Below are 14698 nucleotides of genomic sequence, written 5' to 3'. Positions count from 1 at the left end.
ACTTTCTGCCTCTTTTTGGAAATTGGAAAAAGAATGATCTTCCTGAACAAAAGATTTGATAACCCGTATCCCTGAAAAAGCTTCCTGAACGTATGTTGAAAGTCCTGAGAGTTGTTTTTGGATTTCCTGAGAGCGTTTCATAATGATGCTGTTGACCACATAAACGCTGATCGACAGCACAGGCAAGGGCAGCAATACGTAAAATGTCAGCTTGGTGCTGACAGATGCCATATAGGAAATGACGAGGATGAAAAGCACAATGAGGTTAATGCCGTACATCAGCGCTGGCCCAACATATATCCTGACATTGCTGACGTCTTCGGATATGCGTGCCATTAAATCGCCGGTGTTGTGGCGTCTGAAAAAACTGGCCGGTAACGTCTGGTAATGTTGGTAAATGTCATTTTTTAGCTCAAATTCAATGTGCCGCGACATCACAATGATGGTTTGCCGGACGAGGAACAGAAAAATTCCTTTCAATAAAGCCATCAGCAAGATCAGCAGGCCATACAGCAAGATACTGAAAGCAAAAATATCGTACATCCCGCTTTGAAGGGAAGCTCCATTGAAAAGGTAATAGATATCGAGGGTTTCAATTACCAGATCGAGGGCGTAGCGCACCAGCTGTGCAGGAATGATGCCAAAAAGATTAGAAATAATGGTAAAAATGATTCCCAAAATGAGATACCACTTGTATTTCCATAAGTACTGGTTGAGGTACTTTAATGCTTTCACTCGATAAAACTTTTAGGCCTGAGATTTCAAACAGATGCGGGGCTGTCACAAACCAACATCCTATTCCTTTAAAACGTTGCAAAATTAAAAGGCGGTGTTTCATTTTTTCGATTCTAAACAAAATAGTCTAATTTTGCGGTCAATTTTAAAACAAATGCGGGGTATACTAAATGAATAACCTTGCTATACATGCAAAAACGTTCTTTGATTTACTGTACCTTTTATCCAATTAGTGTTCGGGCTTATGCTGAATAGAAGATTATTAAGAACCAAGGCGGTCCAGGCGCTTTACGCAAGACAACTAACGACAGACGCCAACCGTTTGCTCGCATTAGATCACATTGATGAGGCTTTTGCACCGGATCTCAACTCCATGCAATTTCAGGACCGGCAGAAATTGGCGGAAATGAAACGTCTGGCAGGAATTGCGCTGGATGAATTCATTAAGCATGGAAAACTCAATGAGGATGAGGAACTTCCGGAGCGAGTTATAAAAGTTGCCCGCAGCGCATTTCAGGCCTACAGTCGGCAAACTGCTACGGATGGAGAGAAAATGGTAAGGAGGGTATTGAATGAAACAGAGTCGATCCATGTAGATTTTGTACGGGTTCTTTCAATGATCATTGAAATGGCGCATCAGTCAAAAATTGACCGTGAAAGAAGATATGACGATCCTGAATTTCCTTTTCCAAAGGACTCAGGATTAGACACAAACAGAGTTTTGCGGGTGCTAATAGAGGATAAGAATCTCGAAGAAGAGATTATCAGGAACGGCATCAACTGGAGTAACGAAATGAACCTCGTGAGGAAAACATATCGTGAAGCGCTAAGGAAAGATGCGGAGTACGAAGCTTATTGCAGACAAACTTCGCACACACCGGAAGAGGATCAGGCCATTGTTCAATATATTTTAAGACAGGTTATCTTAAAGCACGAAGTTCCGCTGGATTATTTCGAGCAGCGTGACCTCTATTGGAGCGATCATAACGAACTGATCCGCAGCTTGGCTATTAAAACATTGAAATCAGCAGATAGCAGTGAAACTTTTCATCTGGCCCCTCTGACCAAGGATTGGGAAGAAGACCGGTTCTTCGTTGAAGAGTTATGCCGGATCGTGGTCGCTGAAAGTGATCAATACGATATGTATCTCGACGATCAGCTTAAAAACTGGGAACTGGAAAGGGTTGCTCTTGTAGATTTGATTATACTGAAAACTGCATTGGCGGAATTGATCCATTTTCCGGGTATTCCAGTGAAAGTGACGATTAACGAGTTTATTGAAATTGCAAAAAGGTACAGTACCCCAAAAAGTGGTAAGTTTGTAAATGGCGTCCTGGACGTGCTTTCTGTGAAGCTGGCGAAAGAAGGAGTGATCAGAAAGAGCGGGCGCGGATTGATTGATAATAAATAATAGCTTTTGAAAGTTATACAGGTTTTACAGCATGGAATAATTTTTGAGAACTAAACAATATCAAAAAGGCTGATGGCCGCAGCAACAGCTAAAACTTAACAAATCATGAGTAAAACCAGTAATAGTTTAATCGCATTTGTGACAGGTTGTGTCACAGGCGCTGCATTGGGGATTCTTTATGCACCCGACAAAGGGAAAGTTCTTCGTACCCAGCTGACTTACAGATTGTCCAAATACAGAGAGAAATTGGAAGGTGTGATTCAGGATATGGTTGATAAGAAAGACCAACCTGACAGTTTTGCCAGAACGGAAGGCGAGCGCGTTGTTAGTGATGCCCGTGAAAAGGCGGAAAAGCTGCTCGAAGATGTAGACCGCCTGATGGCTCAGATCAAAGGTCAGTCCAATTAATTACCGATATGAAAAAAATATCCATTTGTGTTTTGTTAGGAATCGCATTGGTTTTTTCCGGTTGCTCCAAAAAAGAAGATAACAATGAAGCGAAACAGGCAGATTCAAAAATGCCTGTTTTTGCTTTGATTGATAGCGCCTCTTTTGATTTTGGTACGATTCAGGAGGGAGCCATTGTTGAACATAATTTCAAATTTCGCAATGATGGAGCATATCCGCTGATCCTGAACAACATTACCTCTTCTTGTGGCTGTACCACGCCAGAATGGCCCAAAGAGCCAATCGGTCCGAAACAGACATCGAGCATTAAAGTACGTTTTGACAGCAAGCACAAGTCGGGGCCGCAGGTGAAAACCATTACGGTTTATGCCAACACGGAGCCAGCTTACTCGGAGCTGAGGCTCAAAGGAATCGTCAATTCCACACCAACAAAATAAACTTTCTAATCTATCTCTACAATGAATTTTTCGTTATTAGCACAAGCAGGAGCAAGCGGCTCACAAGGTATGATCTACCAGGTTGTGATGTGGGTCGGTATCATCGGCGTGTTTTATTTTTTCATGATACGCCCGCAGCAGAAAAAGCAAAAAGATCAGAAAGAACTGCTTAATAATCTTAAAAAAGGCGATCAGGTGGTTACGATCGGAGGGGTTCATGCCCGCATTTATACGGTTGAAGAAGCGACAGTTACATTGGAACTGGATAAAGGAGTAAAGTTAACAGTTGATAAATCAGCTATCTCGCGTACTATTGCAGGATAAATTCTCGTAATGAATATTTGTTCGTTACTTTGAGATCGCTGTTTAGTAATGAATAAATAATTTATGAACAGCATACATCTTCGGATGTATGCCCATTTTAATTTGCTGTGAGTAACGTACCGTCAGGCCAGAACAGGATCAAAACATTCTTCGTATGCATTTTGGCCGCCTCTTTTTTTTGGTTAATGAATGTGTTGAATAAGGATAACTATTCAATCAAGCTGAATTACCCGCTGGAAATTGAGTACGATAATTCCGCATTCGTTCCCATGCAGCCGCTGCCCAAGAGAATTTCAGTAAATGTATCGGGTGACGGTTGGACCTTACTTCAAAAATCATGGCTCAATTTTAATGCTAATCCGGTCGTATACAAGGTTTTGAATCCTAATGAAGCAAGCTTTATCAATTCAACAACCCTGACGGACCAGATCACAGAGCTTTTCCCTAATCTGCATGTCAACTACGTCATCGCGGATACATTTGAACTCAATTTCGAGAGCAAGATCAGGAAAATCATTCCGATCCGGGTGGATAGTGCCAGTATTAACATCCGCGACGGGTATGTAATTTCAAGCATTATCAATGTGTCCCCATCGCTGATCTCGGTGGACGGACCTGTGTCATTGATCCGCACTTATCCTGATACCATTCGCATTTCGATCCCCGTTCCGAAAATTCAGAATAATTTCGACGAAAGCCTGCCTATTCCATTACCAGTTTCTCCGTTGGTAGAAGTGAGCCATCGGGACGTGTATGTCAGTTTTGAAGTTGCACAGTATCTCAATGATGCTCCCCAGTAGCTAAACCATATCTCCCTGAATCCATGTCACTTCCACTTCAAATAGGGGTTACCGGCGGTATTGGTTCCGGCAAAAGCATGGTCTGTCAGGTATTTGCCTGCCTCGAAATTCCGGTTTACTATGCCGACTCCCGTGCCAAATGGCTTACCAATCATGATAGCGGGATAAGGGAAAAAGTAACAGCATTGCTTGGCAACGAGGCATACGATTCGGAAGGTCTATATAATACTTCGTTTGTGGCCTCGGTGGTTTTCAAGGATGCGGAATTGCTCAACAGCCTGAATGCCATTATCCACCCCGTCGTAATGCGGGATACGCAACTTTGGGTTGCTCACCATGCAAATTCCCCTTATGTACTCAAAGAAGCAGCCATTATGAAGGCGGCAGGGCAGGGCAATGCACTGGATTATGTGATCATGGTGGAGTCCCCGGAAGATCTCAGAGTGAAAAGGATTCTGCAAAGGGATAATCGCAGCGAGCCGGAAATCAGGGCGATTATGAAACGCCAGGTTTCGGATGAAGTCCGAAAAGAAATCGCAGATTTCATGATTACGAATGACGAAACCTCTGCTTTGATCCCACAAGTTTTGCAATTACATCAGCGGTTTTTGGAAGAAGCGAAAAATCGTTAGAAATCTACATCCAATCCCAGTGCCTGCTTCAATTCCAGCAGATAGGGGTTCTTTTCAGCCATATAATTAAATTTCTCGGCAGGAGTATAAGGAAGCCGGTTTACTTCCTGGGGTGCTACTCTGGGGTTAACATCCAATTTAGGGGCATCGATACGACTTTTTAGAAAACCCAGCAGATCGTAACGCATATTCTGGATCGCTTCCAGCTGGTGCGTGTTGTCGAGCGCGATTTCAATGGTGGTACCTTCGAGTTTGAATTCCCTCCTTAATGTAATTTCTTCGGTAGTCGAGTTTCCGGCCTGTTGTCTCTTTTCTGCGAATTCGTACCAAAGCCTTTGGAGCGTTTCAAAGGTCAAAACCTCTTTTTTGACATTAGCGGTGGCTGCGGCGGCGTAATCGTTTTGGGTTGTAACGGTTTCCTTAACCGATTGGCTGGCTACCGGAGCGGTAGCAGTGAGCGGAATTGTGGTTTTCAGCCTTGAAGGTGCAGCAGGGGCAATCGGTGTGGGCTGTGGCGGCGGTACGTAAGCATTTCCGTTACTGGAAGCACCATTCGATTGCGGCGTAACAGGAGCAGAATGTTGCGAATTTAATGGCTGTTGTTGTGGCTCAACTTTTTTTTTTGCCGTTTCATCAACGGCCGCAAGTGAATTAAGTTGAAGAACATTTGGCAAATTGGCGAGCTTCATGAGACAAAGCTCGACGTGCAAACGCTGGTTTTTGGCTGATTTGTAATTGATGTCACATTGGCTGGCAATACTGAGCGCGGACAGTAGGAAACTCATATCCGCCATCGCAGACTGTTCCTGATATTTGCGTTCGGCTGACTCTGAAACCTGCAAAAGCGTCACAGTAATAGGATCTTTCCCAACCAGCAAATTCCTGAAATGTTCCAGTAACCCTACCACGAACAAATGTCCGTCAAAGCCTTTGCGTAAGATCTCGTCAAACAATACCAATGACCGGGCTATGCTGCCTGCGGTCAATGCGTCGGTGATTTTGAAGTAATAATCATAGTCCAGTATATGCAGGTTTTCGAGTACCGCTGCATAGGTAAGATGATTATTGGTTGAAAAAGTGACATTCAAATCGAACATGGAAAGCGCGTCACGAAGACCACCGTCTGCTTTTTGTCCGATCAGTTCCAGTGCCTCTTTTTCAGTTTCAATGCCCTCTTTTTTAGCGATATCCGCCAGGTGGTAAGCAATATCTTTCGGCTGTATTCTATTAAAATCAAAGATCTGACACCGGGAAAGAATGGTCGGCAGAATTTTATGTTTTTCAGTTGTTGCCAAGATGAAAATGGCATAACCCGGCGGTTCCTCCAATGTTTTCAGGAATGCATTGAATGCAGCCTGAGAAAGCATGTGAACCTCATCAATGATGTAAATTTTATATTTTCCAGTCTGGGGAGGATAACGAACCTGGTCGATGAGGTTACGGATATCTTCGACTGAGTTATTGGAAGCAGCATCCAGCTCGTGAATGTTGAAAGATGCATTGTTTTGAAAGCTGACACAGGATTCACATTCGCCGCACGCTTCTACATCGTCCCCAAGGTTCTGGCAGTTAATTGTTTTGGCTAAAATTCGCGCACATGTAGTTTTTCCCACACCTCTCGGACCGCAAAAAAGAAAGGCTTGCGCGAGGTGATTGGTGCGAATTGCGTTTTTTAATGTGGTAGTGATGTGTGATTGGCCAACCACCGAATCAAAGGTGACGGGACGATACTTCCTGGCCGAAACAACGAAATGATCCATGGCGCAAGATACTCCCATGCACTGGAATTTCAAAGTTACTTTTTCTCGACAAGCGGGTAAACGCGAACGTAATCGACCTCCATTTTTTGAGGGAAAATGCTGTCATCCACGCCCTTTTGCCCTCCCCAGTCACCTCCGACAGCTATATTTAAAATTAAATGAAAAGGTTTGTCGAAAGGCCATTGCTGCCATTGGTAACCGGCTTCTTTTTTGAATGTAAAATAAGATTTCCCGTCCACCAGAATAGAAACTGAATCAGGTGTCCACTCGCAGGAGTAAATGTGAAATTCTTCTGAGACGTTGTCGACAATGATATTATTCCCTTTGTTAGTGCCGATCGTATGGTTGAAAGCCTTGGTATGAACATTGCCGTGGACTTTGCCATGATCGAAGCCTACATGCTCCATGATGTCGATTTCACCATTATCCGGCCAGCCCTTGTTGCCGTACCCATTTCCACTAGCCAGCATCCATATGGCAGGCCAGGTACCTCTCCCTTTTGGTAATTTGGCTTTAATTTCAAATTTTCCATACAGAAAATCGCCTTTTCCTTTCGATACCAAACGTGCGGAGCTATGTTCCAGCTTGCCGGACTTTTCTTTGATGGCAGTGATAATGAGGTTCCCGCCCTCCACTTTGGCATTAGCGATTTTGTCGGTGTAATCTTCCAGTTCATGATTGCCCCAGCCATGATCGCCCATGTCGTAGCCCCATTTGGCAGCTTCGGGCTTACCGGGAGTATTGAATTCATCCTGCCAGGATGGGGTGGTGCTGAATTCGTAAATTTTCTGTTCAATTTTGGCAGTTGGTTCAGAAGGTTGCGAGCAAGCCTGAGTACCAGCCAAAATAGTCAAAATTATACCATTGACTATTAAAGAAAGATTTCTCATTTCTGATTGCTAGTCTGTCTGGTAGGTAATTTGGAAAGATCAACCTTCGAAAGGAGCTCATTCATTTCCTTTAATTTTTTATCCACGATCTGTTCACCTGTAAGTCTAGGCGCTGATTGATAGTCTTTTTTAGTTTTCATGTTTTGATATCAGATAAAATTCATAATCTACATTAGGTTTGAATAAAAAAATTTGAGTTTCAATTCCTCCAAAGACCTCAAAATTTTCGATAATTTCAGACAATTCCCTCGCTATAACAATTCTGTAAAGCCTTTGGCGACGCTGATCACTACCTCGAAAGGCGACAAAACATTTAGGGGACCTATCTAAAAAATCTTCAATTATTTTTATGACGGTTGCGAGAATGGTCTTCAAGTCATTGTTGTTGCTCTCGGCCATATCACATAATTTACCAGTATCAAGTTCATCAAACAATGCGAGATTGTAAACATTTGGCAAGTTTGTTTGACTTAATTTAACAACCTTTTTTACTTCTTTCTCAGCACTAACACTAACAAATTCATAACAAAATTCTCGACGCGAAAGCGTAAAGGGGTAGGAATGCTCGTTCATTTTAGGAGAATAAGTGTGTGTAATTTTAATCAAACATAGTGTTTTTCCGGGAGAGACGAAATGGGTAGGGTGCTAGGCCGAACAAATCATGCTAATTTTGCAGAGGACCTATTGGGAGATGAATGAAGGAAATCAAGTTAAGTACCGAAGTTAGTATTACACCGTCCGAATGGAAGATCAGCCACCATTCCAAAATAATGACAATCGGCTCATGTTTTGCGGAAGTACTGGGCTCGCAGCTAGGAGATTATAAATTTGAAGTGCTTAATAACCCGCTCGGTACTGTCTTTAATCCACTGGCTATCAGTAAAATATTGGATACAGCCATTGAAGATAAGGCACCGAATCAGGCATTATATTTACAGAATCCTGACCAGATCTGGTTGCATCACGATTTTCATTCGTCGCAATGGAGTCAGGATAAAAACGAACTGGAAACTAGCATTACGGACAAATTAACTGACATTAGACGGTTTTTGAAACAAGCCGATGTGCTCGTTATTACGTTCGGCACCGCTTACGCTTACCGCCACCGCCAGACAAACCAGATCATTGGTAATTGTCACAAACTTCCGGGAGAGAAATTTATAAAAGAGCTGCTGCACCCCGATCAGATCAGCATTGCCTGGGAGCAATTGATCCAGAAATTACAGACTTTCAAGAGGGACCTTCGCATAGTGATGACCGTGAGCCCCGTACGCCATACGCGTGATTCATTGCCATTGAACCAGGTAAGTAAGTCAACATTGCGACTGGTTTGTCACAAGCTTAGCGAAAAGTATAAGCAGGTGGAATATTTTCCTTCCTATGAGATCATGATCGACGAATTGCGCGATTACAGGTTTTACGAGGAGGATATGATACATCCGAACAAAATTGCGCAGCAGTATATTTTCAATGGTTTTGGGGCAGCATTTATCGATACCGATGCGCAGGCATTCATGAAGGAATGGGATGCGGTGAAGCAAACAATCGGGCACCGGCCATTGCACGGGTTTACAAAAAGCCAGCTGAAACTACTCAAATCGTTATGGAGCAAGCTGAATGCGCTTTCCCGAAATATGGACGTGTCTGCTGAATTGGAAGAAATTGAAAAGAGAATCAGAGAATTTCCTGTTTCGTAACAAACTCATTGAGCACATTTGGTGTTGAACAGAATTAAGACAAAGTACGTAAAAGGTATAATGGGAGAATTTACAATCAATAAAGAAAAAGTTTTACAGGCATTGAGTACCGTGGAGGAACCTGACCTGAAAAAGGATCTGGTGACGCTGGGAATGATTCAGGATATTGAGATTGGGGTTAATCAGGTGCGTTTTACAGTTGTATTGACCACGCCAGCCTGCCCGTTGAAAGAATTGATCAAAAGGAATTGTGAAGCGGCTATCCATGAGCATTTGAGTCCGGATGTGGAAGTCGTTATCAAGCTTACGGCCAATGTTACTTCGACTCGGCAGAATGGGCCGCTGATCCCGGGAGTTAAAAATGTAATCGCGATATCATCAGGAAAAGGAGGGGTAGGGAAATCGACAGTTACCGCCAACCTGGCAATGGCCTTGCATCGTTCAGGAGCGAAAGTGGGTATCATTGATGCAGACATATCAGGGCCGTCGATACCGCTTATGTTCGGGGCGGAAAATATGCAACCGACCATTACACCCAAAGACGGGAAGAATTATATCAATCCGATCCATCAGTACGGGATCAAAATGATATCCATAGGTTTCCTCACGCCGGCCGATAGCGCGGTGGTATGGAGGGGTCCCATGGCCAGCCAGGCATTGAAGCAGTTTTTCGGCGATACCGATTGGGGCGATCTGGATTATCTTTTAATCGACCTGCCTCCCGGAACAAGCGACATTCACCTGACTTTGGTGCAAACCGTGCCGGTAACCGGTGCTGTAATCGTGACCACACCGCAAAAAGTGGCTCTGGCCGATGCTATTAAAGGTTTGTCCATGTTCCGTCAGCCGCAGATCAATGTTCCGATTCTGGGTATCATTGAAAATATGGCATGGTTTACGCCTGAGGAATTACCGGATCATCAATACCATATTTTTGGAAAAGGTGGTGGGCAAGCGCTGGCTGATAAATTTAATGTCCCGCTGATTGGACAGATACCGCTGGTACAGGGGATCAGGGAAGCGGGAGATGAGGGACGTCCTGCGGTCATGGACTCGAATCCGATTGTGAACGATGCATTCCGGGATGCCGCCGAATCGTTGGCCCAGCAGGTCGCGATCCGCAATGCTACCCGAGAAAAAACCCTTCCGGTAGAGATACAGGTTTAGGTGGAAGTCTATTATTGATTTGATTTTTAGAATATAATCTTGCATCTTAGCATATAGATTTTTAACAATGGATTCAAAAGAAAAAACAATTGAACTAATCGAGCAGGCACTCGATTCGGTACGTCCTTATTTGCATGCAGACGGTGGTGACGTGAAATTGGTTGAATTAACCGACGATTTAGTTGTCAAACTCGAATTGCAGGGATCGTGCCAAAGCTGTCCAATGAGCGCAATGACGTTCCGGGCAGGTCTGGAAGAGTCAATCCGTAAAGCGGTACCAAATGTTAGTAAGGTGGTTTCCGTGAACGTTCCGGAACTGGCCTGATACGGTCTGAAACTTATATTTAGTTAGATAAAAAGCAGTCTTCTATTACGGAGGCTGCTTTTTGTGTTTAAAATCCCGCCGCAATTCTGGCAGAGATTGATTCATCTCAATTAGTACCTTATATTGCAGGTATGATCTAAATCCATTAATCAGGATATTTAAATATGCGTATCGGAATTTTTTTTGGTGGCCCCTCCCGCGAACGGGAAATTTCATTTGCGGGTGGTAAGACAGCTTTTGAGTACCTGGATAAATCCCTTTTCGAGCCGGTACCGGTGTTTGTGGACAGCTTCGGGCGTTTTATACTTTTAGAAAAAGAGTTGATGTATTCCGCTGAGATCAGGGAGTTTTATCCATTGAAAAGTGCTCAGCTTCATGGCTTCAAAGCATACATTGAATCCTTTCCGGAACTGGCTGATCAACCATTGCCCGCCGAGATAGGCACATTGTTAGCTCCCTCAGAATTTAAACAACATTTCGAATTCGCTTTTTTGGCCATGCACGGTCCTGATTGTGAGGATGGTGCGATACAGGGCCTGCTGGAATGGTACAGAATTCCGTACAGCGGCCCGGGCTTAATGGGTTCCGCTGTCGGTATTGACAAAATATTACAAAATGAAATGATCGCGCTGGTGAATGGTCAGCAGAAGAAAAGCTGGACGTTGAAATTCAGTCAGTGGGTTCCCCGCGAGTATCCTATTCTTTTTCAGGTACTTAAAAAACACCTCGGCCTGCCGCTGGTTATCAAAGCCCCACATCAGGGTTCGTCTATCGGCGTGGCGATTGTGAAGGAAGATTCTCTTGAAGAATTCATTGGAGCTATCAATCAATGCTTTTTTCAGATAGAGCTGGATGTCAATACCTGGAAAGCGCTCGACAGTGCGGAAAAGCAGGCGTGGGGACAGAAAGTGGCTAATTTGGATGAAGGTATAGGTTTTCCTGTGGTATTTTCAGGGGAAACTGTTTACCATCCTTCCGATCTGATCACTAAACTGGATAATTATTTCAATGATGGTCAGGAGGATGCTTTCATCAGCAGTTCCAATGGAGAGGATCAGGTTTTAATAGAAGAATTTATCGACGGCCAGGAATTCTCATGCGGATGTATCCAGTTCAACGATGGAAAACCATTGGCATTGCCTCCCAGCGAAGTGATCAAAATGGTGAAGGTCTTTGATTTTAATGCAAAATATAAGCCCGGAGCTAGTCGCAAGCGAATTCCGGTAGATACAACGCTTGAAAAAAACCAGGAAATACAACAGGTTATCGCGCACGTTTTTGAACAACTGGGAATCAATGTTTGCGTTCGGATCGACGGATTTCTAACCGAAGACGGCACCATTCTGCTGCACGACCCGAATACCATTCCGGGAATGTCGCCTACCTCTTTCATTTTCAAGCAAATGGCAGAGATTGGGTTGAATGTTACGCAGGCGCTCACTTACCTGATACGGCAGTCTATTCGGGAGCGGATACGTTCGGGTAAAAATACCTGGGAGCAAAGAAGGCTTTTGGATTCACTGGACGACAAAATTAATTTCAACAGAGACCTTGAAAAACCTTCCGAACTGATTGTATTCGGCGAATCGGATGAGGAATATGTTGCGGCCAGGCTGAAATATGGCCACCTGAATGCAGAAGGGAAAGTGAAGCCGGTGCCAGTACTCCATGGTGCCGACGGGAAGTTTTATAAACTGACTAATCCGCTGATGTTTAAAGAGTACGTGGCGGACGTGGAGGCTTTGTTGCACACGGAAAGGCATCCGCTGCTTGCTGAAACTTCGGTGAAAGCAGCTCCTACCACAGCTTTTTATGCCGGGGAAGTTAACTATGAGGTAGAGGTTCATTCGACCCTTGATTCAATCCTAATCCCGGTATCCAACTAGTTCGATCTTCGTAAAATAGATGGTCTGAGATTGTGACTGCTTATCGCGGTTCCGATCTCCCGGACTTTTTAAATTTTTTCAAGTTTATGCAGGTTTATGCTGTTTTTGAAAGCCGGTTTTTTAAATTGTGTTGATTTACAGTGAAATTCATTCCTTTCGAAAATTGATATATTAATGGCACACGGCGCTGAGAAAGTAAGATTAAGCCTTCAAAAGGATAATAAGGGATGGAAAAAGTGGGGACCTTATTTGTCTGAACGCCAGTGGGGAACGGTTAGAGAGGATTATAGCGGCAACGGGGATGCCTGGAACTATATCACCCATGAAATGGCGTATTCAAAGGCCTATCGTTGGGGTGAGGACGGCATCGGCGGATTTTCAGATAATAAGCAGCATATATGCCTCTCCTTTGGATTTTGGAACCATAACGACAAAATCCTGAAAGAAAGGATTTTCGGGTTGACCAACAGAGAATCAAACCACGGTGAAGATGTGAAGGAAATGTACTACTATTTAGATAGTACGCCGACACATTCCTATACCAAAATGCTATACAAGTATCCTCAGAACGCATTCCCGTACGACAAGCTCAGGCAGGAAAACGGGCGCCGCGGGAAAGAGGATCCGGAGTATGAAATCATGGACACGGGTGTGTTCGATAACGACGAATATTTCGATATTTTTATTGAGCACGCCAAGGCGGACGAGGAGGACATTATGATGAAAGTGACGGTTTTTAATCGTGGCCCAAAAGATGCTCCTATTACTGTTTTGCCTACCATCATGTTCCGGAATACGTGGTCGTGGGGTTATGAGGCATTCAATTACAAGCCGATCATGAACGGTATTTCCAACCGGCTCATTGAAGTTACCCATCGCAAACACGGAAAGTATAACCTCTACCTCGACGGTGCAGACGAGCTTTTGTTTTGTGAAAATGAAACAAATTTTAAGAAGCTTTACGGTACAGCCAATAACACGGCCTATCCCAAAGACGGGATCAATGATTACGTGGTGAGCGGTAAGAAATCAGGTACGGTCAACCCCAACAACATTGGCACCAAGGCGTCGGCAAGATTTACCAAAACCATTAAGGCTGGTGAGAGTGCTACTTTTAGAATGCGCTTTGTAAATCATTCTATTTCAGAGCCTTTTGGTGGATTTGAAGATCTTTTTGCCAAGCGGATCCGGGAAGCAGATGATTTTTATCACGACTTGCAAAAAGATGTAGCGGATGCAGATCTACGTTCTATTCAGCGCCAGGCTTACGCCGGGATGCTTTGGAGCAAGCAGTTTTACTACTATAATGTGTATGAGTGGCTGAAAGGTGACCCTGCACAGCCAGGTCCTAATCAGGGACGAAAATGGGGGCGTAATTCAGGGTGGAAACATTTGTATGCCGCCAACATTATCTCGATGCCCGACAAGTGGGAGTACCCATGGTTTGCCGCCTGGGATCTGGCTTTCCACTGTGTTCCGCTGGCACGGGTTGATGCTGACTTTGCAAAAAGACAGCTTGAAATCCTCCTGCGAGAGTACTATATGCATCCTAACGGGCAGATACCCGCATACGAGTGGAATTTTTCAGATGTAAACCCGCCGGTACACGGCTGGGCTACGTGGAAAGTGTATGAGATTGACAGGGAGCAGAATAACGGGGTAGGGGACATTGAATTTCTCGAAAAAATATTCCACAAACTGCTGCTGAACTTCACCTGGTGGGTTAACCAGAAGGACGATACCGGTAACAACATTTTCAGCGGAGGCTTCCTCGGTCTGGATAATATCGGTGTTTTTGACCGGTCTACCCCCATGCCTTTTGGTGGAAAATTGCAGCAGGCGGACGCTACTGGCTGGATGGCGATGTATACGCTGAATATGCTGCGAATTTCGGTCGAAATAGCCCTGGTGCATCCTGTTTACCAGGATATGGCCTCCAAATTCTTTGAGCACTTTCTGCACATTGCCGGTGCCATGGAGTCGATCGGCGGGAAAAACTCTTCTATCAGTCTTTGGGATGAGGAAGATCAGTTCTACTATGACGTCATTCACATTCCGAACGGGCAGAGCATTCTGTTGAAAGTGCGCTCCATTGTGGGGTTGATACCATTGTTTGCTGTGGAAATTCTTGATCCTCAGAATCTTGACAAAATGCCTGTGTTCAAGCGTCGCGTCGAATGGGTTCTGGCAAACCGGCCCGATCTGGCGCGATTGATCTCGCGGTGG

General features: G+C 44.3%; 16 protein-coding genes. 11 read left to right on the top strand and 5 right to left on the bottom strand.

From position 1 onward, the window contains the following. A partial coding sequence (locus ABIO93_RS05335; protein ID WP_348065202.1) for an ABC transporter transmembrane domain-containing protein occupies window positions 1–735 on the bottom strand: 735 nt, incomplete at its 3' end. A 244-nt stretch (window positions 736–979) separates the two neighbouring features. Here ABIO93_RS05335 and nusB point away from each other — a divergent pair. The 6 genes from nusB to coaE all read left to right on the top strand — a co-directional run bounded on the left by nusB (window position 980) and on the right by coaE (window position 4747). Further along, the gene (gene nusB / locus ABIO93_RS05330) at window positions 980–2146 is read left to right on the top strand and encodes a transcription antitermination factor NusB (protein WP_348065200.1); all 1167 of its coding nucleotides are present in this window, start codon (window positions 980–982) and stop codon (window positions 2144–2146) included. Window positions 2147–2251: 105 nt separating this feature from the next. Next, on the top strand, window positions 2252–2554 hold the full coding sequence (locus tag ABIO93_RS05325; protein WP_348065198.1) for a YtxH domain-containing protein: 303 nt from the start codon (window positions 2252–2254) through the stop codon (window positions 2552–2554). Window positions 2555–2562: 8 nt separating this feature from the next. After that, window positions 2563–2991 carry a DUF1573 domain-containing protein gene (locus ABIO93_RS05320; protein ID WP_348065196.1) on the top strand — a complete coding sequence of 143 codons (429 nt, stop codon included), beginning with the start codon at window positions 2563–2565 and terminating at the stop codon, window positions 2989–2991. 21 nt (window positions 2992–3012) lie between these two features. Continuing rightward, a complete protein-coding gene (gene yajC, locus ABIO93_RS05315; RefSeq protein WP_348065194.1) occupies window positions 3013–3315 on the top strand; it encodes a preprotein translocase subunit YajC in 303 nt (100 codons plus the stop codon). A gap of 107 nt (window positions 3316–3422) precedes the next feature. Next, window positions 3423–4115 carry a hypothetical protein gene (locus ABIO93_RS05310; RefSeq protein ID WP_348065192.1) on the top strand — a complete coding sequence of 231 codons (693 nt, stop codon included), beginning with the start codon at window positions 3423–3425 and terminating at the stop codon, window positions 4113–4115. A 23-nt stretch (window positions 4116–4138) separates the two neighbouring features. Then, window positions 4139–4747 carry a dephospho-CoA kinase gene (gene coaE, locus ABIO93_RS05305; protein WP_348065190.1) on the top strand — a complete coding sequence of 203 codons (609 nt, stop codon included), beginning with the start codon at window positions 4139–4141 and terminating at the stop codon, window positions 4745–4747. On the opposite strand, the gene ABIO93_RS05300 is transcribed toward coaE, so the two are convergent. Genes ABIO93_RS05300 through ABIO93_RS05285 form a run of 4 tightly spaced genes read right to left on the bottom strand, consistent with a single transcriptional unit; the run spans window position 4744 to window position 7970 of the window. Further along, window positions 4744–6507: a DNA polymerase III subunit gamma/tau gene (locus tag ABIO93_RS05300; protein ID WP_348065204.1), complete on the bottom strand. Its 1764-nt coding sequence runs from the start codon at window positions 6505–6507 to the stop codon at window positions 4744–4746. The genes coaE and ABIO93_RS05300 overlap by 4 nt on opposite strands. Before the next feature lie 35 nt (window positions 6508–6542). Further along, window positions 6543–7397, bottom strand: coding sequence for a glycoside hydrolase family 16 protein (locus tag ABIO93_RS05295; protein ID WP_348065188.1), 855 nt, complete (start codon window positions 7395–7397; stop codon window positions 6543–6545). After that, window positions 7394–7537 carry a hypothetical protein gene (locus ABIO93_RS05290; protein WP_348065186.1) on the bottom strand — a complete coding sequence of 48 codons (144 nt, stop codon included), beginning with the start codon at window positions 7535–7537 and terminating at the stop codon, window positions 7394–7396. Before ABIO93_RS05290 ends, ABIO93_RS05295 begins: the two co-directional genes overlap by 4 nt. Continuing rightward, the gene (locus ABIO93_RS05285) at window positions 7527–7970 is read right to left on the bottom strand and encodes a hypothetical protein (RefSeq protein WP_348065184.1); all 444 of its coding nucleotides are present in this window, start codon (window positions 7968–7970) and stop codon (window positions 7527–7529) included. Before ABIO93_RS05285 ends, ABIO93_RS05290 begins: the two co-directional genes overlap by 11 nt. A 122-nt stretch (window positions 7971–8092) precedes the next feature. Between ABIO93_RS05285 and ABIO93_RS05280 the strand changes: the two genes are divergently transcribed. The 5 genes from ABIO93_RS05280 to ABIO93_RS05260 all read left to right on the top strand — a co-directional run. Then, the gene (locus tag ABIO93_RS05280; protein ID WP_348065182.1) at window positions 8093–9094 is read left to right on the top strand and encodes a GSCFA domain-containing protein; all 1002 of its coding nucleotides are present in this window, start codon (window positions 8093–8095) and stop codon (window positions 9092–9094) included. Window positions 9095–9154: 60 nt separating this feature from the next. Continuing rightward, complete coding sequence (locus tag ABIO93_RS05275; protein WP_348065180.1) at window positions 9155–10261, top strand: Mrp/NBP35 family ATP-binding protein; 1107 nt, start codon at window positions 9155–9157, stop codon at window positions 10259–10261. A 67-nt stretch (window positions 10262–10328) separates the two neighbouring features. Further along, window positions 10329–10586, top strand: a complete 258-nt coding sequence (locus ABIO93_RS05270) for a NifU family protein (protein WP_348065178.1) — start codon at window positions 10329–10331, stop codon at window positions 10584–10586. Between the two features lie 164 nt (window positions 10587–10750). After that, window positions 10751–12472: a D-alanine--D-alanine ligase gene (locus ABIO93_RS05265; protein WP_348065176.1), complete on the top strand. Its 1722-nt coding sequence runs from the start codon at window positions 10751–10753 to the stop codon at window positions 12470–12472. Window positions 12473–12646: 174 nt separating this feature from the next. Further along, window positions 12647–14698, top strand: a 2052-nt coding sequence (locus tag ABIO93_RS05260; protein ID WP_348065174.1) for a glucosidase, incomplete at its 3' end; no start/stop codon positions are given.

It is taken from the genome of Dyadobacter sp., from assembly GCF_039919315.1.
Classification (GTDB): domain Bacteria; phylum Bacteroidota; class Bacteroidia; order Cytophagales; family Spirosomataceae; genus Dyadobacter.
Note: the sequence above shows the minus strand (reverse complement) of the source record. Positions and strands in the feature narration are given on the sequence as shown.

Bases quoted from the DNA above. Each gene is read 5' to 3' on its own strand.
- yajC (WP_348065194.1), top strand. From the start codon at position 3,013: ATGAATTTTTCGTTATTAGCACAAGCAGGAGCAAGCGGCTCACAAGGT.
- ABIO93_RS05275 (WP_348065180.1), top strand. From the start codon at position 9,155: ATGGGAGAATTTACAATCAATAAAGAAAAAGTTTTACAGGCATTGAGT.
- ABIO93_RS05280 (WP_348065182.1), top strand. From the start codon at position 8,093: ATGAAGGAAATCAAGTTAAGTACCGAAGTTAGTATTACACCGTCCGAA.
- ABIO93_RS05325 (WP_348065198.1), top strand. From the start codon at position 2,252: ATGAGTAAAACCAGTAATAGTTTAATCGCATTTGTGACAGGTTGTGTC.
- ABIO93_RS05265 (WP_348065176.1), top strand. From the start codon at position 10,751: ATGCGTATCGGAATTTTTTTTGGTGGCCCCTCCCGCGAACGGGAAATT.
- coaE (WP_348065190.1), top strand. From the start codon at position 4,139: ATGTCACTTCCACTTCAAATAGGGGTTACCGGCGGTATTGGTTCCGGC.
- ABIO93_RS05320 (WP_348065196.1), top strand. From the start codon at position 2,563: ATGAAAAAAATATCCATTTGTGTTTTGTTAGGAATCGCATTGGTTTTT.
- ABIO93_RS05270 (WP_348065178.1), top strand. From the start codon at position 10,329: ATGGATTCAAAAGAAAAAACAATTGAACTAATCGAGCAGGCACTCGAT.
- ABIO93_RS05285 (WP_348065184.1), bottom strand. From the start codon at position 7,970: ATGAACGAGCATTCCTACCCCTTTACGCTTTCGCGTCGAGAATTTTGT.
- nusB (WP_348065200.1), top strand. From the start codon at position 980: ATGCTGAATAGAAGATTATTAAGAACCAAGGCGGTCCAGGCGCTTTAC.
- ABIO93_RS05295 (WP_348065188.1), bottom strand. From the start codon at position 7,397: ATGAGAAATCTTTCTTTAATAGTCAATGGTATAATTTTGACTATTTTG.
- ABIO93_RS05290 (WP_348065186.1), bottom strand. From the start codon at position 7,537: ATGAAAACTAAAAAAGACTATCAATCAGCGCCTAGACTTACAGGTGAA.
- ABIO93_RS05300 (WP_348065204.1), bottom strand. From the start codon at position 6,507: ATGGATCATTTCGTTGTTTCGGCCAGGAAGTATCGTCCCGTCACCTTT.